This window comes from Erythrobacter sp. AP23 (genome assembly GCF_001542855.1).
GTDB lineage: Bacteria > Pseudomonadota > Alphaproteobacteria > Sphingomonadales > Sphingomonadaceae > Qipengyuania.
In genome coordinates this window covers 129,779-152,309 of sequence record NZ_LNBY01000017.1, presented here as the reverse complement: position 1 = coordinate 152,309, position 22,531 = coordinate 129,779, and the positions used below count along the sequence as shown (strand labels likewise).

General features: G+C 64.1%; 26 protein-coding genes. 5 read left to right on the top strand and 21 right to left on the bottom strand.

The window, feature by feature from the left end; translation table 11 throughout:
* Positions 1-45 precede the first annotated feature (45 nt).
* The gene (locus ASS64_RS10670) at positions 46-369 is read left to right on the top strand and encodes a hypothetical protein (protein WP_157075166.1); all 324 of its coding nucleotides are present in this window, start codon (positions 46-48) and stop codon (positions 367-369) included.
* On the opposite strand, the gene ASS64_RS10665 is transcribed toward ASS64_RS10670, so the two are convergent.
* The 19 genes from ASS64_RS10665 to ASS64_RS10575 all read right to left on the bottom strand — a co-directional run bounded on the left by ASS64_RS10665 (position 364) and on the right by ASS64_RS10575 (position 16,408).
* On the bottom strand, positions 364-960 hold the full coding sequence (locus ASS64_RS10665; RefSeq protein WP_067693985.1) for a response regulator transcription factor: 597 nt from the start codon (positions 958-960) through the stop codon (positions 364-366). The genes ASS64_RS10670 and ASS64_RS10665 overlap by 6 nt on opposite strands.
* 265 nt (positions 961-1,225) lie before the next feature.
* Entirely contained in the window at positions 1,226-1,606 is a 381-nt protein-coding gene (locus ASS64_RS10660) for a flagellar protein FliS (protein ID WP_067693982.1), read from the bottom strand.
* 1 nt (position 1,607) lies between these two features.
* Positions 1,608-3,026, bottom strand: coding sequence for a flagellar filament capping protein FliD (gene fliD / locus ASS64_RS10655; RefSeq protein ID WP_067693979.1), 1,419 nt, complete (start codon positions 3,024-3,026; stop codon positions 1,608-1,610).
* Complete coding sequence (locus tag ASS64_RS10650; protein WP_067693976.1) at positions 3,023-4,186, bottom strand: flagellar biosynthesis protein FlhB; 1,164 nt, start codon at positions 4,184-4,186, stop codon at positions 3,023-3,025. The genes fliD and ASS64_RS10650 overlap by 4 nt, the downstream gene beginning before the upstream one ends.
* On the bottom strand, positions 4,183-4,968 hold the full coding sequence (gene fliR / locus ASS64_RS10645; RefSeq protein ID WP_067693973.1) for a flagellar biosynthetic protein FliR: 786 nt from the start codon (positions 4,966-4,968) through the stop codon (positions 4,183-4,185). The genes ASS64_RS10650 and fliR overlap by 4 nt, the downstream gene beginning before the upstream one ends.
* A 10-nt stretch (positions 4,969-4,978) precedes the next feature.
* Positions 4,979-5,251 carry a flagellar biosynthetic protein FliQ gene (locus ASS64_RS10640; protein WP_067693970.1) on the bottom strand — a complete coding sequence of 91 codons (273 nt, stop codon included), beginning with the start codon at positions 5,249-5,251 and terminating at the stop codon, positions 4,979-4,981.
* A gap of 5 nt (positions 5,252-5,256) precedes the next feature.
* Complete coding sequence (gene fliP / locus ASS64_RS10635) at positions 5,257-6,024, bottom strand: flagellar type III secretion system pore protein FliP (RefSeq protein WP_067693967.1); 768 nt, start codon at positions 6,022-6,024, stop codon at positions 5,257-5,259.
* Positions 6,021-6,326, bottom strand: a complete 306-nt coding sequence (locus ASS64_RS10630; RefSeq protein ID WP_067693964.1) for a flagellar biosynthetic protein FliO — start codon at positions 6,324-6,326, stop codon at positions 6,021-6,023. The genes fliP and ASS64_RS10630 overlap by 4 nt, the downstream gene beginning before the upstream one ends.
* Positions 6,326-6,649, bottom strand: a complete 324-nt coding sequence (gene fliN, locus ASS64_RS10625) for a flagellar motor switch protein FliN (protein ID WP_157075165.1) — start codon at positions 6,647-6,649, stop codon at positions 6,326-6,328. Before fliN ends, ASS64_RS10630 begins: the two co-directional genes overlap by 1 nt.
* Before the next feature lie 5 nt (positions 6,650-6,654).
* Positions 6,655-7,548 carry a FliM/FliN family flagellar motor C-terminal domain-containing protein gene (locus ASS64_RS10620; protein WP_198147696.1) on the bottom strand — a complete coding sequence of 298 codons (894 nt, stop codon included), beginning with the start codon at positions 7,546-7,548 and terminating at the stop codon, positions 6,655-6,657.
* On the bottom strand, positions 7,548-8,144 hold the full coding sequence (locus ASS64_RS10615; protein ID WP_067693957.1) for a flagellar basal body-associated FliL family protein: 597 nt from the start codon (positions 8,142-8,144) through the stop codon (positions 7,548-7,550). The genes ASS64_RS10620 and ASS64_RS10615 overlap by 1 nt, the downstream gene beginning before the upstream one ends.
* A gap of 33 nt (positions 8,145-8,177) precedes the next feature.
* Positions 8,178-9,806 (bottom strand): hypothetical protein, encoded by a 1,629-nt coding sequence (locus ASS64_RS10610; protein ID WP_067693954.1) that lies wholly within the window; start codon positions 9,804-9,806, stop codon positions 8,178-8,180.
* 60 nt (positions 9,807-9,866) lie between these two features.
* Positions 9,867-10,253, bottom strand: a complete 387-nt coding sequence (locus ASS64_RS10605; protein WP_067693951.1) for a hypothetical protein — start codon at positions 10,251-10,253, stop codon at positions 9,867-9,869.
* Positions 10,243-11,574 (bottom strand): FliI/YscN family ATPase, encoded by a 1,332-nt coding sequence (locus ASS64_RS10600; RefSeq protein WP_067693948.1) that lies wholly within the window; start codon positions 11,572-11,574, stop codon positions 10,243-10,245. Before ASS64_RS10600 ends, ASS64_RS10605 begins: the two co-directional genes overlap by 11 nt.
* The gene (locus ASS64_RS10595; RefSeq protein WP_067693945.1) at positions 11,562-12,143 is read right to left on the bottom strand and encodes a FliH/SctL family protein; all 582 of its coding nucleotides are present in this window, start codon (positions 12,141-12,143) and stop codon (positions 11,562-11,564) included. Before ASS64_RS10595 ends, ASS64_RS10600 begins: the two co-directional genes overlap by 13 nt.
* A complete protein-coding gene (fliG, locus tag ASS64_RS10590; protein WP_067693942.1) occupies positions 12,136-13,155 on the bottom strand; it encodes a flagellar motor switch protein FliG in 1,020 nt (339 codons plus the stop codon). The genes ASS64_RS10595 and fliG overlap by 8 nt, the downstream gene beginning before the upstream one ends.
* On the bottom strand, positions 13,152-14,783 hold the full coding sequence (fliF, locus tag ASS64_RS10585) for a flagellar basal-body MS-ring/collar protein FliF (RefSeq protein WP_083508312.1): 1,632 nt from the start codon (positions 14,781-14,783) through the stop codon (positions 13,152-13,154). Before fliF ends, fliG begins: the two co-directional genes overlap by 4 nt.
* Positions 14,784-14,786: 3 nt before the next feature.
* Positions 14,787-15,149 (bottom strand): flagellar hook-basal body complex protein FliE, encoded by a 363-nt coding sequence (fliE, locus tag ASS64_RS10580; RefSeq protein ID WP_067693940.1) that lies wholly within the window; start codon positions 15,147-15,149, stop codon positions 14,787-14,789.
* On the bottom strand, positions 15,146-16,408 hold the full coding sequence (locus ASS64_RS10575; protein WP_067693937.1) for a sigma-54-dependent Fis family transcriptional regulator: 1,263 nt from the start codon (positions 16,406-16,408) through the stop codon (positions 15,146-15,148). Before ASS64_RS10575 ends, fliE begins: the two co-directional genes overlap by 4 nt.
* 223 nt (positions 16,409-16,631) lie before the next feature.
* Between ASS64_RS10575 and ASS64_RS10570 the strand changes: the two genes are divergently transcribed.
* Together ASS64_RS10570 and ASS64_RS10565 are read left to right on the top strand one after the other, a co-directional pair.
* Positions 16,632-17,474 (top strand): flagellin, encoded by an 843-nt coding sequence (locus ASS64_RS10570; protein ID WP_067693934.1) that lies wholly within the window; start codon positions 16,632-16,634, stop codon positions 17,472-17,474.
* Between the two features lie 184 nt (positions 17,475-17,658).
* Complete coding sequence (locus ASS64_RS10565) at positions 17,659-18,222, top strand: PilZ domain-containing protein (RefSeq protein ID WP_067693931.1); 564 nt, start codon at positions 17,659-17,661, stop codon at positions 18,220-18,222.
* A 667-nt stretch (positions 18,223-18,889) separates the two neighbouring features.
* Here ASS64_RS10565 and ASS64_RS10560 read toward each other — a convergent pair.
* Positions 18,890-19,390, bottom strand: a complete 501-nt coding sequence (locus ASS64_RS10560) for a helix-turn-helix domain-containing protein (RefSeq protein WP_067693928.1) — start codon at positions 19,388-19,390, stop codon at positions 18,890-18,892.
* A 78-nt stretch (positions 19,391-19,468) separates the two neighbouring features.
* Between ASS64_RS10560 and ASS64_RS10555 the strand changes: the two genes are divergently transcribed.
* Positions 19,469-20,671: a YbfB/YjiJ family MFS transporter gene (locus tag ASS64_RS10555; protein ID WP_067693925.1), complete on the top strand. Its 1,203-nt coding sequence runs from the start codon at positions 19,469-19,471 to the stop codon at positions 20,669-20,671.
* A gap of 13 nt (positions 20,672-20,684) precedes the next feature.
* Here the strand turns inward: ASS64_RS10555 and ASS64_RS10550 are convergent, their stop codons facing one another.
* Positions 20,685-21,548: a LysR substrate-binding domain-containing protein gene (locus ASS64_RS10550; protein ID WP_067693922.1), complete on the bottom strand. Its 864-nt coding sequence runs from the start codon at positions 21,546-21,548 to the stop codon at positions 20,685-20,687.
* 147 nt (positions 21,549-21,695) lie between these two features.
* Here ASS64_RS10550 and ASS64_RS10545 point away from each other — a divergent pair, with 147 nt between their 5' ends.
* Entirely contained in the window at positions 21,696-22,445 is a 750-nt protein-coding gene (locus ASS64_RS10545) for an FMN-dependent NADH-azoreductase (protein WP_067695183.1), read from the top strand.
* Positions 22,446-22,531: the final 86 nt, after the last annotated feature.

The window sequence follows — 22,531 nt, the reverse complement described above, 5'->3', positions numbered from 1 at the left end:
GATTCATGTTCGGTAGGTGGATTCCAGACCTCGCATGATGCGATCGTGGCTCTGGCTGCGATTCTCGACGACGCCCCGCCAGCGCTCGCCGCCATCCTTTCGAAGCGGGCGGACAATGCCCGGCTGGCGCAGCTTCTCGAAGTGGACGCGCAACTGTGCGCCGCCATGGAACTCGTCGGTCCCACGCGGGGCATTTTGATCGGCTGTTCGGCAATCGGTTCGTCGTCAGGTCTGGTGAAGATCGTCGACGATGTCGAAGAAGGTAATTTCTTCGCCGACGATCCGGCGATCGCATTGCTTGGCGCCTATGCGCGTGCGCTGGTCGCCATCATCGCTGCAGCCAATGCGGACGACGGCCCGGACCTATAGGCTGGCTTCCATCGCTACGCGGACTGCACCGATGCTGTTCGCCACCTCGAGCTTGGCGATTACATTGCGACGGTGAATCTCGATCGTCCGCGGACTGATCGACAGCTGGCGGGCAATCGCCTTGTTCGAATGGCCTTCTGCGACGGCGCTCAGCACTTCGCGCTCGCGCTGGCTCAGCTGTTCGAGCCGGCGCACAGCCGATTGGCGGCGATGGCGCAATCCCTGCTCGCGCAAGCTGCGGCACCGCAAGGATTCGATCTTGGAGTAGGGGTCGTCCGCGTCTGCCGAATACTCGAAATATCCCATGGCGCCACGATCGAGTGCATCGAAAACGGTTTCGACATCGGCGCTGTCGCGATAGGCGATGATCGATGCGTCTTGATCGGACCGGCTCAGGAGGGCGTGACAGTCCTCGACCGCGGTATCGCTGTCATGGATCAGGAAACATGCACCTTGCGCCCAGTGGCCGCCGATTTCCTCGACGGATTCCAGCGGAACCGCCCGGGCACGGTTGCCGACCGCGCGGCTCAGCGCATTGCGCCGCTCGAGGTCCGCGTCGACGATATAGTAAACGGTTCGGGACTCTCCCATGTCCGTGACACTCCTGCAACTATGGGTAAACCCTTAGCGATTGATCCTTAACATGACCTTCCAGCAGGCTACGTATTTATGCGTATGCGCTGCCCCGCCGCGCGCGGTGTGCTTCATCGCGCGGTTCGGAACGGGTCTGGCAAGGAGTGCGCGCAACACGCCATGACCCGACGAGACGGTTATCGGGATGTCAAGGATGCGAACCGGAAGCCGCTGGCAGGTTCTGAAATGGGGGGAATGCCGTTTGGCCGCGCCGATCCGGCGTTCAGGCCAGCTTCGCCGCCCTGAAGGCCGATGCGATTTCCGCCATATCTTCGCGCAATTGCGCGATTTTATGCAGGTCGACTGCGCTGATCGAGTCGAGCAGGAGGCTCTTGGCAGCGCCGTAGAACTGCAACAGGCTCGTGGCGAGTTCGGCATCGCGGTCGATACCCATTTCCAAAGCGGTCAGGGCGGTGACGCAGCGGGTCAGCGTGCGACTGCGCACCGCGCGATCCTTGCGCGATTCCGCGATCTGGAGGACGCCCAGATTCTCGATCAGGTCGTCGAGGCAGATCAGCACCAGGTCTTCGCGACCGCTGGCCATCAGCCGGGCGTCGAAATTGCTTTGCCGATAGGCGTCGCGAGGTTGCGCACGGGCCAGCATGTCAGTCTCTCTGTGAATTCCAGACGTCGATCTGCGACTGGAGGAAGGATAGGGTGGATTGCGATGCGGCCACTCGGCTGTCGGCCTTGGCGAAGCGTATCACCATGTTCGAGCGCAGGACTTCCTGCTGCTCGGCCAGTTTCTCGAGATCCCGCGTAACCTCCTGCGACTGCGACTGGTAGCGGGCGATGGATCCGGCCAGCGTGCCGGGGTCGCTCGAAACGGCGTTCGACCGCGCCATGCGGTCGATCGTCGCATAGACGCCGTCGATGCCCGTGGTGAACATGGCGGCGACGCCCGATGGGTCGCGCGCCAGCGTCGCATTGAGCGTCGCGCTGTCGAAAGCGAAGCTGCCGTCGCGCTGAATGGCGAGGCCGAGTTCGGCCAGTGTGCGCGGCGCCCCATCGGGCGCATTGGGCATGATCTCGAGCGATCCCAGGCCCGACAGGCTCCGGCTGAGCGCCCGGGCACCCGCATCGCGGGCCAGGTCCCCGGTGAGCGGATTGATGGCGCTGCGCAATTCGGCAACGATTTCATTGAGCGCGCCGGTGATGTCCTGCATCACGCTCGAGATCGCGCTGTTGGGGCTGTTGAACGAAATCGTAGCGGGCGCGCCGACATTGGTGCCGGTCAGTGTAAGCGAGAGGCCCGGCGCGACGCTGTCGATCGTGTTGGAATCGCTGGTGCGGGCCAGACCGTCGAGCAGGAACTCGGCATCGGCGGATGTCTTGACCAGCCGTGCTGGATCGCTTCCCGGCTGCCATGCGAGTGCCGACAGGCCCGGATTGGCGCCGTCTTCGGTTGCCTCGATTATAAAGCCGTTCTGGACCCCGTCCGCGCCCTTTACGACCAGCTGCGCGCCCCCTGAAGTCTGCGCGATATAGGCGTTGAGCCCGGCGTTCTTGGCATTGATGGCCGATGCCACGTCCTTCAGTGTCGCGCCCACTGCAATATCGATCGTCAGCGGTGTGCTGGCCGTATCCTCGGTGAAGGCAGCATTGGTCGTTTCGCCGAACCGTATGGTCAGCGTGCCGGCCCCGACGGTATCGGTTTCCGCGGCATAGGTCGGGCCGGTAAGCACCTGATTGCTGGCCAGTTTCGTGACCTCGAGCGAATAGCTGCCCTTGCCCAGCGTACCGACGGGAGTCGAAACGCCGGCGACCGCCGGGTTGGTGATCGAGGGCAGCGGCGCTAGATCGCCCGTGCGCAGCCGGTCGCCCAGCGCGGCGGAGAAGGTCGACAGGCTGCTGCGGATCGATCCGGCCAGCGAAATGCGCCGTTCGAGCACTTCCGACTGGTCGGTCAGTCGCTGGTTTCGCCCGGCGAACTGCGCCTCGGCCAGCTGTTCGGCGAGACCGGTCATGTCTACGCCGCTGCCAATGCCGAGCGAGGAGGCGATCGAGGAGGTCGAAATACTCATCGTTCTGATAACGACGCGCCGCCCCGGGGATTAACCGTCAATCTGCCATCGGCGTCGAAACGCAGCGCGGCAGGCACGTCGACCGCCGGCATCGGCGGCGTCTCGCCGCGCTTGAGCGAGAAGACGTAGGCCAGCACCGAAGCGACCGCACCATAGAGATCCTCGCAGATGATCTGCCGTTCGCGCGTGGTGTAATAGACCGAACGCGCGAGCTGCGGGATCTCGAGCATCGGCAGCTCCAGCTCGCGTGCCAGCTCTTTCATCGCGAGCGCCTTGTCGCCGCGGCCCTTGGCCAGCACGATAGGCGCCGATGCCTTGGCCGGATCATAGGTCATCGCGACGGCGAAATGGGTCGGGTTGGTGATCACGAATTGCGCCTCGCGCATCGCGCCCGAGACCGACCCGGTGGCGATATCGCGCTGGCGTTGGCGCCGCGCGGCGCGCATTTCGGGCGAGCCTTCGGTTTGCTTGTTCTCGTCGCGCAATTCCTGGTGGCTCATCTTGAGGCGCTTCTGCTGGCGCAGCCACTGGATCGGCAGATCGACGAAAGCGATGACGATCAGGCCCGCGCTGAGCGCGAAGACCAGCGAGATGATCGAATACCACGCCGCCGTCAGCTGGGCCGACAGATTGCCGCGCCCCAGCCCGATGATCGTTTCCATGCTGGTCCACCACCACACCGCCGCAATCGCGCCGAGCAGGATGATCTTGAGGATTCCCTTGCCCATCTCGATCAGCCCCTGCGGGCCGAACATACGCTTGAGACCCTGTAACGGATTGATCCGCTGGCCCTTGGCCTTGAGATTGCCGATCACCCAACGCCCGCGCCCGAAGCTGAGCTGTGTGATCAGCGTGAGAATGAGCACCGGCACGGCCAGCGTGAGGATCGCCGGCACCCCGAGCAGCAGCCCCTGCATGAACAGGTCCTCGATCACGAAATCGTTCATGTCCCGGGCATCGAACAGGAAGGCTTCGCGCGCGAGTTGCGACAGCCCTTCGAGCAGCCAGGGTCCGGCAAGCGCCAGCCAGGCGCCGCCGAACAGCATGACCGCAGCCGTACCCGCATCCTTGGACCGCAGGACGTCGCCCTTCTTCGCGGCATCGGCGAGCCGCTTCTCTGTCGGGGCAAAGGTCTTCTCGCCGGCGGTCTCCTCGCTCATTGGACGATCACGCTTTCGGTCTGTTCGAGCGCATCGCCGACAAGGCCGGTGAACTGGTCGAAGATCAGCGGTGCGGAGATGATCAAGGCCGCCAGCCCAGCGAGCACGCCCGCTGGCAGGCCAAGAGCGAACAGGTTGAGCGCGGGGGCCGAGCGGCTGAGGACACCCGTCAGCACCTGCACCAGCAGCAGGATCAGCGTGACCGGCAGCGCGATCCGCAGAGCGGTCTCGAACATAAAGCTGGCGAAGCCCGCGATTGCGGCGAAACGCTCGGCGCCGAGCCAGGTCTGTCCCGGCGGGAAAGCCCGATAGCTTTCGGTCACCAGCGCGATCCAGTGGAGGTGTGCGCCGGTGGCAAGGAAGATCAGCGTCAGCACGATCATGAAATACTGGCCGAAGGACGTGGTCGTGCCGCCACCCATGGCATCCTGCGAGACCGCCATGCTCATCCCCATTCCGCCCCCGATCAGTTCGGCGGCAACGGTCGGCGCGGCAAAGGCCAGTTGCAGGATGAACCCGAGCGCGAGCCCGATGATGACTTCGCCCGCAATCGCCAGCATGCCTTCGAGCGACAGCAGCGCCGGAGGAGTGGCGATATCGGGCATCCAGACCGACACGAAGATCGCCAGCGCACCGGTGATCGACACGCGCGCCGACATCGGTACCGAGCTCGCCCCGAAAAAGGGTGCGGCAAGCAGCGCGGCACCCAGCCGGGTCATCAGGAAGACGACCCGCCACATGTCCTGCTCGAGCGCACCAAGTCCGAAGTCGATCCCGTTCACGGCAGGGATCTCAGTCGCCGATCCGCGCGATCTCGGCGAAGATATCGTGCGTGAAATCGCCCACCAGCGCCATCATCGAGGCGCCGAGGATGACCAGCACCACGGCCACCGCGCCCAGCTTGGGGACGAAGGTCAGCGTCTGTTCGTTGACCGATGTGGCCGCCTGCACGAGCCCGATCACGAGACCGATGGCAAGGCTAGCCAACAGGATCGGCGCCGCCACGAGGGCCGCGATCCACAACATGCGGTCGGCCATGGAAAGGAGAACGGCGCTTTCGTCCATGATATCTATCCGAAGCTTGAGGCGAGCGAACCCATCAGCAGCGCCCAGCCGTCGACGAGGACGAAGAGCAGCAGCTTGAAAGGCAGAGATACGATCATCGGGCTCATCATCATCATGCCCAGGCTCATAAGCACGCTGGAGACGACGAGATCGATGACGAGAAATGGCAGGAACAGCATGAAGCCGATCTGGAAGGCGGTCTTCAGCTCGCTGGTGACGAAGGCGGGCAGCAGGATCGAGAACGGAACGTCCTGCGGACTGTCGAATTGCCCAGCCCCGGCGATGTCGGCGAACATCTCTAGGTCGTATTCGCGCGTCTGGCGGATCATGAAACTGTGGAACTGGTCGCCGGCGCGTTCGATCGCGACTTCGGCGCCGATCTCGCCCGCCGAATAGGGGGCGATGGCGGCCTCGTTCACGCGTTCCAGCGTGGGTGCCATGATGAACAGCGAGAGGAACAGGCTGATTCCGATCAGCACCTGGTTGGGCGGCGACTGTTGCAGGCCCAGCGCCTGGCGCAGGATCGCCAGCACCACGATGATGCGGGTGAAGCTGGTCATCATCAGCAGGAGCGCCGGCAGGATGGTCAACAGGCCCATCACCAGCAGAAGCTGGAGCGACAGGCTTAGCGGCTCACCGCCCGCACCCGCCATCTGCCCGAAGGCGCGGTCGAGCGCGCCCGATACGGCGGCATCGCCGGTCTGCGCGCTGGCAAGCGCAGGGTAGGCGAGCGCTGCCAGGGCCGCAGCCCATTTGGTCACGCGAACGATCACTGAAGCAGGTCCTGCGTCTGGGGTTGCGCCAGGGGCTGCGTCTGCGCCCGGGCCGGGGCCTCGGCCAGGCGCGTCAGGCCGTTGCGCGAGGTCGAAACGAGGATTTCACGGCCGTGAAACTCGATGACGGCGAGACGCAGCGTCGGCGAAAGCATGGTGCTTTCGACGATGCGCACCGCCTTGCTGCCGCCGGCAGGCGCACCGAACTGACCTTGCATCTTCTTGGCCAGCTTGAGGCTGCCCCAGATCATCAGCCCGATCACGGGCAATACGATCAGGAGCTTGAGGACGTACCAGAGCATCAGGCAGCCTCGCCCGCACCGGCCGGCGTAACCGTAAGCGGCTGGGGCCGACGATCCATCGAAGGTTCGCTTGGCGATGCACCGACGATCTCGAGCACCCGGATGGCGAAACGGCTCCCCTGAGCGATGACTTCGCCGCGGGCGATCAGCTTGCCATTGACGAACATGTCGAGCGGCTCGTCGGTCAGGCGGTCGAGCTCGATCACGCTGGATTCGCCCAGCGCAAGGACGTCGCGCAGGCGCATCGACTTGCGGCCGAGTTCTACGGTGAGGCGGACATCGATGTCCTGGATGAGGCCGAAGCCGTCTGCATGCGAAGCCATGTGTTCTACTCCGAGAGGAAAGATTGGGTGAGTTCGAGGGCGACACGGTCGTCGAGTTCGCCGACGCAGCCGTGCGCGATCGTGAGATTACCGGTCAGCAGCGGCACGTTGCGGTTGACCGCGACGGGGATGACCGCGCCGGGCGCGAGGCTTGCCAGCCGAGCCACCGACATCGGGACATCCACCAGCACTGCGCGCAGCGGCAGGTCGACTTCGGCGATCGCCGAACCATCGATCCCGCGCGCACCGATCGTACGCCCGGTCGCTGGTGATACCGCGCGCGTGCCGACGATTTCGGCGATCATCGCATTGCATACCGCGAGGCGAACCTGCCACACGCGCGGGCACTTGACCGAAGAGACGGCAAGCGTTGCCGTCCAGACACGCTCGCTTGCCCCGAAGGGGGCGACTTGCTCGACTTCGTCGCCATTGGCCGTCGCGGCGATTTCCCGGCGATCGCTCGTGCGACGCAGGATTTCCGCCATCTTGTCCTCGAACTGCTGCGCAAACCGCATGGCCGAGGCTGGCAGGGTGGTGCAGCTTTCGTCGACCTCGCCGGTGCCGCCGAGAATACGCTCGAATTGGCCCGCCAGTTCTCCGATCGGAACCGAGACGAGGATGCCGCGGCTTTCCTGGCCGAGCGAGAAGAAGCTGTGGCGGTGCGCCGCGCCGACCGTGGCGTACCATTCGCCAACCGGCTGCAGCCCTGTGTCGACGATTTCGGCGGTCAGGCCGCGGTCGTCGCACAGGACGGACAAATGGGTATTCGCCTGTTCGGCAAAGCCACGGGCAAAGCGCGCGAACTCGAGATCGAGATCGGGCGGAGTGGCAGCCTTGCTGAGCAGCTCGTCGCAGTGGCGCGCAGCCCGTGCCGCTGCCTCGGGGATCGGGGTGTTCATCATTGGACGATGAACGACCGGAAGTAGACGTTGTTGACGCCGCCGAAGCCCTCGCGCTCCTCCAGCACCTCGTTGAGCGCCGCGGTCAGCCGCTTCTGCAGCTCTTCCTTGCCCCTCACGCTGGCCAGATCGGCCTCGCTGGTCGCGGCGAGTTCGGCGAGAATGCGCGAGCGCAGCGCGGTTTCGTGCTCGCCGAGCCACATCAGCACGCGGCCGTCGTAATGTGTCGATGCCGCCAGCGTCACCTGGACCAGCGCTGTCCCATCCGCGAGGTTCGAAGTGAACTCGTCGGAAAAGTCGTAATAGGCGGTACGGTATTCACCGCCGCCCACACCATGCACGACGGGCGCTTTGTCCTTCGATTTGCCGGTTTCGCCGACAGGATAGGGATCGTCCTCGCCCTTGAGCACCAGCTGCGGGTTCGGGTCCTCCGCCTCAGCGCCACCGACCCCGAGCATGCCGCTCGCAAAGGCGGCATAGGTGCCGCCACCGCCGGCGCCCAGAAGGAGGGCCGAGAAAATCACCAGCTTGAGCTTGCCGCCCTTCTTCTTGGCGGGTTCCTTCGCTTCGGAGTCTGAGGCTTGTTCGTTGGCCATGGTGTAATCCTGCGTGTGAAGAAAGATGGTTAATTAGGCGTAAAGCGCATCGTCGGATGACGCCTGCGGCTGAGCATGGGGCTGGCTTGCAGCCCGGTCGCCGTGGCTTCTGCGCTGGTCGGAATTGCTGGAGCGCTGCTCCTCGGCATTGCCATTGGCGAGGCTTGATCCGCCCGAATTCGCCGATCCGCCGCGTTCCGAAGTGGTCGGCGCGGGCTGGTTCTGCGCCTGGTGGGGCTGCGCGACGCTGTCCTGCTGGCGGGTGGTGCCGCGATCATTGGCCATGGCGGCGGCCAGCGCGCGCTGGGCCTCGCTGTTCTCGGCGGCGATCTCGACATTCATTCCGCCAGCCGCCGACTGGTCAAAGGTCACGGTCAGCGCGCCGAATTCGCGGTGCGCGACGGCAATCGCAGCCGGCTTGGACAGATCGACCTGGCGGGCTGCCATGAGGTGTTCGACCACGCGTTCCACGTCGGCGAAAGGATCGTTGACGACCGCTTGGGGCGTCGCGCTGGCAAGGGGCCGAGCGGCGGTACCCAGCCCGTCGACCGGCGCCGCGAAAGCCTGCGCCTGCGGCATGGGTTTCGAACCCTCGGCGCCGGCGGTTGCCCGCGGCGCAAGCGCGGCCTTGTCTGCCGCCGCAGTGTCCTCGCCGGGCCTGCGATCGCTCGTCGATGCGCCGGCTGCCAATTCGCTCGCCCGTGCGGGTTGCGAAACTGCCGCCGCAGGCCGCTCGACCGCGCCGCCTTGTTGCGCCGCGGCGGTTTCCGGCTTTGCGGAAGCGGCAGATGCGGCCCCGAGTTCGATGGTGGCAGGCTTGGCTGCGACCCTCGCATCGTCGGGCGAAAGTCTGGTGGACGGTGCCACGGCAACGCGACCTGCCGTCGCTGCCACGTGAAGAGTGTTTGCTAGCGATTGCGGTTTTTCACCAGCGAGGGTTTCGGCCGATGCACCGGTATGGACAACAGGCGTCGCGGCGCCGGGCGCCGTCTGGACCCTCGCTGCAATTGGGGAAGCAGCGGCGGGCAATTCGAGCCGCGCCTTGCCGCGCTCGAGTGCGGGCGTAGCACCGGTGATCCGCGCATCGCGCGGTTCGGATGCAGCGGAAATGCGCACCTGCAGTCCTTCGCCTTTCGGCTCACCCGAGGGAGCGGCAACCTGACCCTTGGTTGCCGGCGTGTGCGTCGTCGGCGTACCTTCCTGTCGCTCGCCCCCCGCAACGCGCGCCAGCGTCGGCAGCATGGGCGCGGGAGTGGCCGTGGTTTCGCCGCCTTCGGGCGAAACCGAAACGGTTGCGGCGGAACCCTTCAATACGATCGGAGTAGCTGCCAGCGTGAGCGATGCGAACGGAATGACGGTGGCGATTTCCGCCCCGATTCCATCCGCGCCGGCTTCGCCGTCCCCGCCGACCGGCAGCTCCTGCATCGCAACCGGCAAGCTTTTGCCGGTCGGCAGATCGCTGGTTTGCCGCCCTTGCCCCTCGCCCTCGGTCTTGCCCGGAGCAAAACTGGCTGGCGGGACGATCGATGCGAGGTTGTTCAACAGGTCGGCAAAGCCGTCAGCCCCCTCCGAAACCGTGCTTTTCCGCCCGCTCTCGCTATCGAGGCCGGCAAGGATCGAAGACGTATCGTTCGAACTGGGGAGGCTGAATGAAAGGGTCATAGAAGGTCCGCTTTTTGTTCGCGGACATTCTATCAAGAAGCGTGCCAAACTTCGGAACAATCAGCCCTTTTCGAGACCGGCGACAATCGCGCGCACGAGATCGCGCGTGCCTTCTTCGGCCTTGCGCAGGCGCATGTCCGACTGCGCGAGCACTTCGCGCTTGGCCTGCGACTGCAGTTCGGCTTCCTCCGCCTGCTTCTCGCTCAGCTCGGTCAGCTTCTGTAGCTGGTCGCGCATCGCGCTGCCGGAGCGCAGATCGGCGCCGACCATCTCGCCCTCGCGGTGCGCATAGTGCGCGGCAAGGCTGCGCGTTCGCTCGGCGACGCCGACGAGGCGCGCGCGGGCGGCCTCGGCTTCGCTGGCAGCGACAGCCGATTGCATCCGCTCGACGGTGCGTATTCGCTGGATCAATTGCGCGCGCTTGAGTTTGCGTCGCTCAACCGTCACGACCGACAAGCTCCGTCATCTGGGCGAAAGCGGTTGCGATATCCACGCTTTCGCTGCCGCCCTGGGAAAGGAACTGGCACATGCGCGGGTGCAGCGCGATTGCCTCATCGAGCAAGGGGTCGGCCCCCTGCCGGTAGGCGCCCATCATGACGAGATCGCGATTGGCCTCGTAAGTTGCGCTCAAGGCCCTGAACCGGCGGGCGGTGGCGGCATGTTCCGCGGTGACGATATCGTTCATTACTCGGCTGAGCGAGGCACCCACGTCGACTGCGGGATACTGACCGCGCTGCGCAATCTCGCGCGAAAGTACGATATGTCCGTCGAGGATGGCGCGTGCGGTGTCGACGACCGGATCGTTCTGGTCGTCGCCATCGGCGAGCACGGTATAGATCCCGGTGATCGCCCCGCCCGATTCCTCCGAATTGCCGGCCCGCTCGATCAGCTTGGTGATCGTCGCCAGGGCAGAGGGTGGATAGCCGCGGGCGGCCCCCGGTTCGCCGAGCAGGATACCGATTTCGCGCGCCGCATGTGCGACGCGGGTCAGGCTGTCGAGTATCAGCAGCACGCGTTTGCCCTGCGACCGCAGTTGCTCGGCGATCGATGTCGCCAACATCGCGCCGCGAAGCCGCAGATTGGCGGCGTGATCGGCGGGAACGGCGACGATCGCGGTGCTTGCCGCGCGGTCCCCCGACATGTGGCGCGTAACGAAATCGGAAACCTCGCGTGCACGTTCGCCGATCAGTCCGACGACTACCGCATCGGCCTGGGCGCCATCGACGATCATATCCATCAACACGGACTTTCCGACGCCAGAACCCGCCATGATGCCGATGCGTTGGCCGACGCCGAAGGTAGTGAGCGCGTTGAGCGAACGGATGCCACTGTCGAACACCTGAGTCACGCGCGAACGGTCGAGTGCCCCGACACGGCGACCGCCGGCGGGCCAACTGGTCGTCGTCATGATCGGTCCGCCGCCATCGATCGGTTCGCCCGATCCATCGACAGCACGCCCGAGGAACTCGGTGCCGACACTGAGCATGCCCGGGCGTCCTTCCGGTCGCACGATGGCTCCCGGGCGCAACAGGACCGTATCGCCCAGCATCATCATCATCGTATGGCCGTTGCGAAACCCGATCGTCTCGGCGCGGTGCTCGGTCGACGCGCCCTGCGCGATGGTGCAGATCGAGCCGATCGGCACGCCAAGACCGGACACCTCGATCAGTCCGCCGTCGCAGGCCACAACGCGGCCGAACCGGCGCGGCGCGAGGTCGAGCGAGGCGCCCTCGACCGCCTCGAGAGTCGTGTCGATCAGTGCTTGCATGTATCGAAAATTTCGGCGAGCGCGCGGCGCCATTGCTGAGGGCCGTCCTCGACCCCGCCATCATCGGTCTCGACGCGCAGTCCACCGCGCTCCACACTTCCATCGGCCACGAGCTCGAGATCGCCGGTCACATTGTCGCGGACCAGTTCGAGGTCTTCGGGATGAATATGGATGATCCGCCGGTCGTGCTTGCGCTGCAGCATGGCGGCCGCCGCTTCGACGCGCCGGGCAAGCCCTTCCGCGTCGAGCGCGAGCGGAAGCACGGCTTCCTCGCATAGCGCTTGAACCGTGGAGAGCATCCGGTCGCGCAACAGGCGCTCGCTTTCGGCATCGAAGCGGGCGAAGGCCAGTTCGATCGCCGAACGCCCGGCCCGCTCCGCCTGCAATTGCGCTTCGAAATCGGCGCGCGCGGAAACCTGCCCGTCCTCGTAGCCCGCACGATAGGCCTTCTCGGCCGCATCCTCGACCTCGACTTCGGCGGCTGCGACTTCCATCTGCGGCTTGGTATAGCGGTCGTCGCGGGCGAAATTCCCCCGCTTTCCCAGCGCGGCGTAGGCGATCCTAGACATAATCTTCGTCGCCCTCGCCCATGATCAGGTCGCCCTGCGCCACGAGACGCTTGGCGATGGCGACAATTTCCTTCTGCGCGGTTTCGACATCGGCCTTCTTGACCCGTCCGCGCATTTCGATCTCGTCGCGCAGACCGTCGGCGGCACGCGACGACATGGCGCCGTAGAATTGGTCGCGCTGGTCTTCTTCGAGGCCCTTGAGCGCAAGGATCAGCGTATCGCTTTCGACTTCGCGCAGCAGCACGCCGGTCATCTTCGTATCGAGCGCAAACAGGTGCTCGAACTTGAACATCTCGTTCTCGAGTTCCTTGGCGAGCTGCTTGTCGATCTTGCCGATCGTGGGCAGCACGCGTTTCTCGACGTTGCGATGCGAACGATTGATGATCTCGGCCGCATGCTTGATGCCGCCCATGGTGAGCGGGATGGTCCCGTGCAGTTGTTCGATCTTCGCATTGAGCGTCTGCTCGAGGATCTCGATGGCCTGGCGCGACACGGGACCCAGTCGAGCAACCCGGTGAAGCACCGGCGTGTGCAGGTCTTCGGGCAGCGCCGATAGAGCGGCCGCAGCCACCTCGGTATCGAGTTGCAGCAGGAGAACCGCGATCGCCTGAGGATGCTCGTCGGCAAGGATCTCGCCGATTATCTTCGGATCGAGCCAACGCAGCAGTCCGAGCGCGGGGAGGCTTTCTTCCTCCGCCTCGGGCGCGACCTGGCGCATCAAATTGTCAGTCTTGACCTCGCCCACTGCGCTGTTGAGCAGCTTGCGAACGTTGTCCACCCGCCCATGTCCCGAAATGCCGCCATTCTCGGTCGAATGCGAGAAGCCTGCGATGGCATCCGCGATCGCCTGCGGCTCGATTTCACCGATCCCGCACATCGTACCGGCCAGTTGGCGCAATTCGTCGGGCGTGAGCTGACCGAGGATTTTCGATGCATCCTCTTCGGCCAGCAACATGACCATGATGGCGGCCTTGTCGGTGCCGCCGAGAAGGCGCGGTGCGGGCGCGGTCATGCCGAGACTCCCGGGCGCACGTCTTCGGCCAGCATGCGACGCAGCGCGAGCACGGCATCATCCGGGTTTTCGCGCGCGATCCGCTGGGCCAGTTCGATCTGGCCATCAAGCGCCTCGCGGTCGTACGGCGTGACAGCGCCCATGCTGGGGCTGCCAAGGGCCGGTGCGAGCGCCTGCCCGCTTGGCTCAAGAGTGCCGCCGTTCTTCGGTCCACTGCGCAGCGCCTTGACGGCCGGCCGCACCGCGAGCAGCAAGACCAACAGCACGGCAAGGATGGCGACACCGTTGCGGACGGCCATGCCGAACCAGCTGGTTTCGTAGAATGGGATTTCCGCCGCTTCGACCTTTTCGAAGGCGCGCATGACCACGGTTACCTGATCGCCACGGTCTTCCCGCGCACCGACCGCGGCCGAGACGAGTTCCTTGACCTTGTTGATGTCGGCCGCGCTCGCTTCGGCCAGGGCAGCCTGGTCGATGGCGACGGCCACGGAAAGATACTTGATCGAACCGGGGGAGAGATTGGAGACCGAGACCTCGCGGCCGAGTTCGTAAACCCGCGTTGCGCTGCTTTCGCCTACGCCGCCGGCGGCGCCGGCATTCTGCGTGTCTTCGGGCGCGCCTTCGCGCGCTTCTCCATCGGCAGGCGGCGTATTCGCCAGCACGCCGGGAATGCCGCCCGCCTGCGTCGCATTGCTCTGCGATTGCTGCGTGGTCTCGCGGCGGACGGTGCCGTCCTTGTCATAGCTTTCGCGCGCGGAAGTAACCTCGTTCATGTCGAGCTCGACCTGGACCTGCGAGGTAAAGGCACCGGCACCGAACATCGGCGCCAGCAACTGGTCGACCTGCGCATTGAGCTTGGCCTCCATCTGCGCTTGCATATCGACCCGGCCGGTATTGGGATCGCGCGCCTGGGTCAGCAATTTACCATGCTGGTCGACGACCTTGACCGCATCGATCCCCAGCCCCGGCACCGAAGCCGCGACGAGATTGGTGATCGCCATGACCTGGCCATCGGTCAATTGGCGACCCCGCGCGAGGCGCACCATGATCGATGCCGATGGTGCAACGTCCTCGCGCACGAAAACCGACCGTTCGGCCTTGGCGATGTGGACACGCACGGCCTCGACACCGTCGATCTCCATGATGGTGAGAGTGAGTTCGCGTTCCTGCGCCGCGCGCAGACGGTCGCCCTCGAGCGTCCGGCTGGCGCCCATCGGCAGGCTTTCGATAAGGTCGGTGCCGCTCGCCGGTGCAGCCAGGGAGCCGTCCGAGGCGACCAGCATCCGCGCGCGATAGACATCGTCTTCGCCCACGGTCAGCGTGCCGGTATTGTTGTCGATCGTGTAATTGATACCGGCCTGGTCGAGCGACGCGACCACGCTGGCACGCTCGGCATCGCCGAGCGATGAATAGAGCACGCGCTGCGGCGCAGGCGACAGGGTCGCCCAGGTCAGGGCCATCAGGCCGAGACCGGCAGTCCCGGCAAACCAGGGCAGCACTTTCCTGACGGCGGGCTGCGCGGTGAAGGCGCGCAGGCGCTCGCCAAAAGTACCCGTCCCGGTGGTGAGCGGCGCGAGCATGCCGCTGCTGCCGCCGCCGGGGCTATCGGCAGGAACCAGACCGTTCATGGATTAAATCCCCATCCGCATGGTTTCCTGGTACGCGGCAAGCAGCTTGTTGCGCACCTGGAGTGTGGCTTCGAAGGCGACGCTCGACTCCTGTCGGGCCAGCATCACCTTGGCGATATCGGTCTCTTCCCCGCGTTCGTAGGCGGCCGTCATCCGCCCCGATTCGGCCTGCACCGCATTGACGTTGTCGAGCGCGGTACGCAGCGTATCGCCAAAGCTGGGCGTCGTGGCCGTCGTTTCGGTCGGCGCCGCGGGTTTGGGCTGGTGGACTTCCTGCAGGACCTTCGAACGATCGATGATCTGCTGGCGCAGGGCGATGATCTGTTCGATCGAGCCGCCCCCACCAATTCCGCCTACGGGGTTCATCGGCCTGCTCCCACGGCAATACCGGCTTCACGGAAGGAGGCCAGTCGGTAACGGAGGGTACGCTCGCTGATGCCCAGCGCGCGCGCGGCATTGGCACGGTGTCCACCGACCGCGTCGAGCGCTTCCATGATGGCGCGCGCTTCGGATATCTGAACGATCTTAGACAGCTTGGCCGGTTTGGCCGGTGCTTCCGGCGCCGCTTCAACTTCGGGCTCGACCGGCTTCTCGACCGCGCGCGCGGTCATGTCGAACACGATATGCTCGACTTCGATGGCGTCCTTGCCCTGCGCGAGCAGCAGTGCCCGGCGCATGACGTTCTCGAGTTCGCGGACGTTGCCCGGCCACGCATATTCGGTCAGCGCGGCAATCGCGGCATCGCCGATCCACGGCATGCGTTCACCCTTGGCGACATGACGCAGCAGCATGGCGAAGGCCAGCGGCGCGATGTCTGCCCGACGCTCGCGCAGCGGCAGCATCTCGATGGGGAAGACATTGAGTCGATAATAAAGATCGGCGCGAAAGCGGCCTTCCTGAACCTCGTGCGGCAGATCGCGGTTGGCACAGGCGATGATGCGGACATCGACCTTGACCGGGCGCGTCGCGCCGATCGGCACGACTTCGCCTTCCTGCAGCGCGCGCAGCAGCTTCGCCTGCAGCGACAGCGGCATTTCGGCAATCTCGTCCAGCAGCAGGGTGCCGCCATCGGCAGCGCGGAAGAAGCCTTCGCCCGCCGCATTGGCCCCGGTGAACGAGCCCTTCTCGTGACCGAACAGCAAGGCTTCGAGCATGGTTTCGGGAATTGCCGCGCAGTTTACGGCGATGAATGGCTTGTCCGCGCGGGCGCTGCGGCGGTGGATGAAATTGGAAAGGACTTCCTTGCCGGTCCCGGTCGGGCCATTGATCAGCACCGGAATCTCGGTGCGCGCGAGACGATCGGCCAGCGCGATGATCGACAGCGACGCGGGATCGGCCGCAACCGGCCCCTGTCCGGCGTAAGTCATCGCGACCAGCGCGGCGATGCTGCTTTCGGCGATGGGATCGCTATAGGTAAGCGTGCCACCGACACCGGCGAGTTCGATCGCGGGCTTCTCGCCGCGCGCGAGCGTAATGGTACGCGCGTCGCGATTCGAAGCGAGATCGCTTTCGTCCGCCAGCGTCACTGGCCGCTCCATGAAGAGAGACGACGCGATCCCCGCCATTCGGGCCTCGATCGGTCCGTGCAAGCGCGAAAAATTCGAAGTCTTCGTAATCCCGTCCATCAGTGCCCCCAAATGGCAAGTCTTATCGACGAACCGGGAAATGCCACCCCCACGGCCAAAGATTGGATAATTTTAGGGCTGGTAGATTTACGAGGATGGTTAATTCTTCACACCACAGATTTCGCCCTCCCACTTAATCCCGCGCCGATTTTGCCGGTCTGGTTCACGGCTGCCGCATCCTGACCGGGAGGGCAGTGATCGTAGACCAAAGGGAACATGAGCCATGAACGTCATCAACACCAATATCGGCGCGCTGAAGGCGTCGAATGCCGCAAACGCTGCCAGCAAGTCGCTGGGCACCGCCATGGAACGCCTGTCGACCGGCAAGCGCATCAACAGCGCGAAAGACGACGCCGCCGGCCTCGCCATCGCGACCTCGATGACCTCGCAGGTCAAGGGCATGAGCCAGGCAGTCCGCAACGCCAACGACGGCATTTCGCTTGCGCAGACCGCTGAAGGCGCGCTCGGCGAAGTCACCAACATGGTGCAGCGCGTCCGCGAACTGGCCGTCCAGTCGGCCTCGGAAACCTACGGTGCCACGGACCGCGCCAACATGCAGAAGGAAGTCGACCAGCTGACCGCACAGATCAGCGACGTGATGAACAACACCAAGTTCAACGGTGTTGCCGTCTTCGACACGGGTACGGGTAACGCCGGTGCAGCACGCACCGTCAACATCCAGGCAAGCGCGGACTCGGGCAGCCAGATCGCCCTGTCGATCGACGCTCTCGACGTCAGCACCATGCACTCGGGTGCCGCAGTCGTCGCCGACGTTTCGACCACCGGTGCCGCTGCCACCACCATCACCAACTCGGACACGCTCCTGACCGCGATCAGCGGGGCTCGCGCCACTCTCGGTGCCGGCCAGAGCCGTCTGGAATCGGCAGTGAACGGCCTGAACAGCAACATCACCAACCTGTCCGACGCACGTTCGCGGATCGAAGACACCGACTATTCGGCTGAAACGACCGCGCTCGCCAAGTCGCAGATCCTGAGCCAGGCTTCGGGCGCCATGCTGGCACAGGCCAACCAGAGCCAGCAGAACGTTCTCTCGTTGCTCCGCTAATCCTCCTAAATCCCAGGCAACGGGATATCGGGCCCGCCGCTTGCAAGAGCGGCGGGCCTTTCACTTTTGGAGCGCGGGGCCGGTTTGCCGGCCTTGATGAGGCACGCCGATCAGTATTTCCACATAGGGTTAAGATCAGCCAATATTGCCGAAGACCGCTTCATGAGGGTTTCAGGGAAACGACATGCTATCAGCCGCATATGAAAATCGGGAAGCCTATCCCAATTGCGCCCGCGCAGAACCGCGAACCAATATGTTCGTCATGGCCGCGCTCGTCACCTCGGGTGCGCGCGAAACGGTCAAGGTGCGCAACATGTCGTCCAATGGCGCGCTGGTCGAGGGCCCGGTGCTGCCGCTCGCGGGCACACCATGTCTGCTGCATCGCGGCGATCTCTCGCTCGAAGCGCATGTCGTCTGGGTCAAACCGGGCAAGGCCGGGATACGGTTCCGCAACACAGCCGATGTCGGTCAGTGGCTGCCCTCAGGCCGCCGCACACAATCCGAAGTCGATGCTGCGGTGAAGATGGCCAAGGCCGAGTTCGTCTCGGCGCCGGCACCCAAGACCCCTGCCCCGCTGTTCTCGACCGAATTGAGTCGCGAGGAAGTCAATCATACCGCCGCTGCGATGGAAGCGCTGGCCGACGAACTGGCCGACGATCCGGCAGTGGTCGCGCGCTTCATGACCAAGCTGCAGACGCTGGACATTGCCGCGCAAACCCTGCGGAAGTTGGCCACGCAAATTCCCTGACATCCGCGCGGGAACCCGGTGCAGTCGGCTAGGCCCTGCACTTGTAATCCGTGCGTGCGGGAAAATTGACCGATCCAAGGCTTCTGGAAGGAATTCCGAAATAGTGCATTCGAACTGTCGGAACCATTCGGACGATCATTGGGTCGCTGTTGCCGAACTGCCCGCGCGGTACTTCCCGGGTCGATGACTGGCGGGCGCGTTGTCGAGGCGCTGGCAGCACGAAGTTCGCGCTCGATCGTGCCGATGAACAACTCCAACGATAAATCGGCGGGCGCAAAAGGGGCCGGATAACTGCGTTGGCGCTTCTTTGTGGGGCTGAGCACCAAGGCCAATACTGTGATTAACGAGAACCGTCTGCCGGTCTGATCGTTCCTTTCTCCCGGCCAACAGCCCGACAGTCGCAGAGTTGGGCCATTGCGCGCAGACTTCAGGCACGGTGCCATCGTTATTGGCGACCGCGCCCTTGATAGCCATGATCTGATCGCGTTTGTGGCCGATGCCGGAAGGCACAGCTGCGCACCCAGCGGCGCTATCGCAGGGAGCAGAACATCATCGACTGGGTACTCCATCACCAGCGGATAGCAGTTTGCAGACAAAAGCGGGTTCGCGCGAGGCGTCGCTCCACCCGACCGACAGGCCCAACCGCCGCGTATCGTATCCGGGAAATCTATCCCGAACGCGCGTCAATATCGTCCACCGTGGTGGCTATCACGTCGTTTACCGAGGTTTGCTTGCCCGCCTCGTTCGTGATGAGAACGGTCACTCTCGACATATCCTTGTCGCAGAACACGGTCCGGGACGGCTCGTCTCTGAGGAAATCATCGGCCCATTGACGCAATGCGAGGAGGGCAGGAAGCAGCGCGCGTCCCTTTGCGGTGAGCGCGTAGCGGTGGCGCATTCTTTGGCCGGGTTCGCGGTGCTCGACCTTTTCGAGGAGTCCGAATTCGACCGATTTCTGCAACCGGTCGGAGAGTACCGCCCTGGAAATGCCCAGATCCTCCTGCATTTTTTCGAAGCGCGTCACTCCGCAGATCACCTCGCGCAGAATCAGGAGCGTCCACGCGTCGCCGATTTCGCCGATCGCCCTCGCAAGGCTGCACTCGGATGGCGGGACATCGATCACCCGGTCGACCGGGGGCGCCGTCTCTGCCTTCTTGGTTTCGTCCATGTCCTCACCCTAGCAAAGTTTGCAAAGCAGACCCAGCCTTGCTACGCAGCGTTCGAAATACGAACCCAGGTCTAGGTAATGGTACACGCCACCCGATTCCCTCCGGCCTTGCAGATCATGGCTTTGGCGCTAGCTCCGGCAGTCGGCTTGGGCGTCACGCGGTTCGCCTACGCCTTGCTTCTGCCCGATATGCGGCAGGATCTCGGGTGGACTTACGCAGCGGCTGGTTGGCTCAATACGACGAATGCCGTGGGGTACCTCGCAGGCGCACTGGCGGCGACAAGGCTGATCGAGAGATTCGGTGCGAAATCTATTGCGTTTTGCGGCATCGGCATCTGCCTCCAGTCCCTGCTCATCTGCGCACTGACCGGTGAGATGCTAGCGCTAAACGCCGCCCGTTTCATAGGAGGTGTCGGAGGCGGTCTGGGCTATATCGGAGCCGCCGTTATCGCGACACAGCTCGCCTCCCGCCACCCACGGCGCGAAGCAATGTTGCTCGCCCTGCTCTATACGGGGCCGGGGCTCGGTATCGTGCTTTCCGGCATCAGCGTACCCTTCGTGATTTCGTCGCTGGGCCCGGGATCCTGGCCGATCGGATGGTGCCTGCTTCTTGCGATCTGCCTACCCCTGTGGCTCGCCCTTCCCTATGGGTTTCGTGGCACTTCGTCGGGGCGTTCGACTGTGCATGTCCAGCTCGAAACCCGTCCGATGCTTCCCATGCTCATCGGTTATGGCCTCTTCGGGGCTGGCTATATCGCCTACATGACGTTCATGATCGCTTATGTGAGGGATGGTGGTGGTGGCGCACTCCAACAGGCGATCTTCTGGGTGGTAATCGGCTTTTCGGCAATGCTGTCGCCGATCGTCTGGTCATCGACGATCAGGCGAGCAGCGGGTGGCGGTGCGTTTGCGATTATCGGACTGGCGACCACGGTCGGGGCGTCGCTTCCCCTGCTTTCGACCTCCTGGCCGGTTCTTCTCGCCTCCGCCGCCCTTTTCGGCAGCGCATTCTTCGCGGTGGTGGCCTCCACCACCAGTTTCGTGCGCCGCAATCATCCGCAGGAACAATGGAGCGGCGCGATCGCACTTATGACCGTGGCATTCGGCCTCGGACAGATCGTGGGTCCCGTGCTTTCGGGCTATGTCACGGATCTCCATGACAATCTGGCAAGCGGCCTGCTTCTTTCTTCGGCTCTGCTCATGGCGGGCGCTCTTGCGGGCTTGAGACAGAGCTCGCTGCCCGCGGCTTCGGAAGGAAGATTGTGCGACGCTCCGACGTGATCGTGCCGCTGGACTATTCGCGACCAAGCGCCAACCGGCGGATCGCGGTGACGACCGTTTCGAGGTCGGCCTCCCGGTGCATGCTATTGCCACGAACTGCCCAGAAGGCAGGAGCGGGAATCGCGTGGTTGCCGATCCGTACCAATTCTCCATTCTGCAGCCGTGCCTCGACGAGGTGGCTCGAAAGTAACGCCGCGCCTACACCGGATACCGCTGCCTGGATTGCGTGACTTTCCTCGGTGAAGCTGCTGGCAACGGACATGTCGCCAGCATCGATGCCGGCAGCGCGCAGCCAGGAATTCCAGCCGAGAGATCGGCGGGAAGGAGAAGACCAGCGATAGTCGACGACTGGGACGCGAAGGATCGCTTCGGTCGTCTCGATTGGGCCGTGCCGCTCCAGGAAAGACGGCGAAGCAACCGCGATAAGCTTGTCATCGAACAGCTTGTACCAGATACCGTCCCGATCGGCATTGCGCTGGGATCGGATCGCTATGTCGACCGCGCCCGTCTGCAGATCGGCCGGAGCATTGTCCGCATGCACGTCGATTGGAACGTCGGTGATCGCCCGCAATTCGCGAAGACGGGGTGTGAACCACTCGGCCGCGAAGGCCATCGTCATCGAGACGACGACGGGTCGAACCTTCGCTTGCTGGACGGCGTGCACTGCGTTGGCCATCCGGTCCAACGCCTCTTTCAAATCCGGATAGAGCCTCTCTCCCGCGTCGGTGAGCCGTAGAGGCCTCCGTTCGAAAAGCGCCACCTCCAGCAGCGCTTCCAGCTTCCGCACCTGATGGCTGATAGCGGTGGGGTCGAGGTTCAGCTCCTCTGCCGCGCGCCCGAAATGACCGTGCCGGGCAGCCGCTTCGAACGCGCGCAAGGCGTGGAGAGGAGGTAGTTTGCGCATGGATAGGTTTGCGGATGATGAATCTCATTCATCCATAGGGCGAGAAGTCCTCCTTCGCCAAGCCCCAGGGTCGAAGATTAGGGATCGGCTGTCGAAATCCCGGAAAAAGGAATGACGCATATGCCCACTCTCTTGGTTGTAAACTCAAGCGCCCAGTTGGAAGAGCGCTCCCTCACCCGCAAACTGACCGCGCTCTTTTCCGAAACCTTTTGCGAACGCGCGTCCGATACCCGCGTGATCGACCGGGACCTCGGTCGCTTCCCGCCCGACTTCGTCGATCATCGATTTATCGAGGCGGCTTTCACAGAACCCGGCCAGCGGGATTCTCGAATGACAGACGCGCTGGCTCAATCCGACCGCTTGATCGACGAGCTCGAGTGCGCCGATATCGTCGTCATCGGCGCACCGATGTACAATTACGGCATGCCGGCGGCGCTCAAGGCCTGGTTCGACCAGGTCGCGCGCATCGGACGCACATTTTCCTTCGATCTTTCGAGAGGAGACTTCCCGATCGAACCCCTGCTGAGCGGGAAGCATCTCGTCGTCCTCTCGGCCAGGGGTGAATTCGGTTTCGCTCCAGGCGGCGTGCGGGAAGCACAAAATGCGCTCGACCCCGGCATCGCCGCCTGCGCCCACTATCTCGGCGCTTCCAAGGCATCGATCGACACGATCGTCGTCGAGTATCAGGAGTTCAAGGACCACCGCCATCGCGCCTCGTGGGAGCAAGCATCGAAAGCTACGATCGAATTGGCTACCCGCTTGGCTTCCGACTTCGGATCCCTCCAGTCCGGCACTACTCGGAGCGGTGTCGTTGAGGACCGGGACGGTGGCAGGCAAGATCGAAAACCCGTCGCCGGCGCTGCGGCATAGACGGACAATGCGGCAAACCTCGATGGAATTGTGGATTGCGCATACAACAAACCGGCCACCTCACAGAGGTAGCCGGTTTGTTCTAC

Coding starts and splice junctions, on each gene's coding strand:
- ASS64_RS10665 (WP_067693985.1), bottom strand. CDS start 960: ATGGGAGAGTCCCGAACCGTTTACTATATCGTCGACGCGGACCTCGAG.
- ASS64_RS10660 (WP_067693982.1), bottom strand. CDS start 1,606: ATGCTGGCCCGTGCGCAACCTCGCGACGCCTATCGGCAAAGCAATTTC.
- fliD (WP_067693979.1), bottom strand. CDS start 3,026: ATGAGTATTTCGACCTCCTCGATCGCCTCCTCGCTCGGCATTGGCAGC.
- ASS64_RS10650 (WP_067693976.1), bottom strand. CDS start 4,186: ATGAGCGAGGAGACCGCCGGCGAGAAGACCTTTGCCCCGACAGAGAAG.
- ASS64_RS10640 (WP_067693970.1), bottom strand. CDS start 5,251: ATGGACGAAAGCGCCGTTCTCCTTTCCATGGCCGACCGCATGTTGTGG.
- ASS64_RS10630 (WP_067693964.1), bottom strand. CDS start 6,326: ATGCTCTGGTACGTCCTCAAGCTCCTGATCGTATTGCCCGTGATCGGG.
- fliN (WP_157075165.1), bottom strand. CDS start 6,649: ATGGCTTCGCATGCAGACGGCTTCGGCCTCATCCAGGACATCGATGTC.
- ASS64_RS10620 (WP_198147696.1), bottom strand. CDS start 7,548: ATGAACACCCCGATCCCCGAGGCAGCGGCACGGGCTGCGCGCCACTGC.
- ASS64_RS10615 (WP_067693957.1), bottom strand. CDS start 8,144: ATGGCCAACGAACAAGCCTCAGACTCCGAAGCGAAGGAACCCGCCAAG.
- ASS64_RS10610 (WP_067693954.1), bottom strand. CDS start 9,806: ATGACCCTTTCATTCAGCCTCCCCAGTTCGAACGATACGTCTTCGATC.
- ASS64_RS10600 (WP_067693948.1), bottom strand. CDS start 11,574: ATGCAAGCACTGATCGACACGACTCTCGAGGCGGTCGAGGGCGCCTCG.
- ASS64_RS10595 (WP_067693945.1), bottom strand. CDS start 12,143: ATGTCTAGGATCGCCTACGCCGCGCTGGGAAAGCGGGGGAATTTCGCC.
- fliG (WP_067693942.1), bottom strand. CDS start 13,155: ATGACCGCGCCCGCACCGCGCCTTCTCGGCGGCACCGACAAGGCCGCC.
- fliF (WP_083508312.1), bottom strand. CDS start 14,783: ATGAACGGTCTGGTTCCTGCCGATAGCCCCGGCGGCGGCAGCAGCGGC.
- fliE (WP_067693940.1), bottom strand. CDS start 15,149: ATGAACCCCGTAGGCGGAATTGGTGGGGGCGGCTCGATCGAACAGATC.
- ASS64_RS10575 (WP_067693937.1), bottom strand. CDS start 16,408: ATGGACGGGATTACGAAGACTTCGAATTTTTCGCGCTTGCACGGACCG.
- ASS64_RS10570 (WP_067693934.1), top strand. CDS start 16,632: ATGAACGTCATCAACACCAATATCGGCGCGCTGAAGGCGTCGAATGCC.
- ASS64_RS10565 (WP_067693931.1), top strand. CDS start 17,659: ATGCTATCAGCCGCATATGAAAATCGGGAAGCCTATCCCAATTGCGCC.
- ASS64_RS10560 (WP_067693928.1), bottom strand. CDS start 19,390: ATGGACGAAACCAAGAAGGCAGAGACGGCGCCCCCGGTCGACCGGGTG.
- ASS64_RS10555 (WP_067693925.1), top strand. CDS start 19,469: ATGGTACACGCCACCCGATTCCCTCCGGCCTTGCAGATCATGGCTTTG.
- ASS64_RS10545 (WP_067695183.1), top strand. CDS start 21,696: ATGCCCACTCTCTTGGTTGTAAACTCAAGCGCCCAGTTGGAAGAGCGC.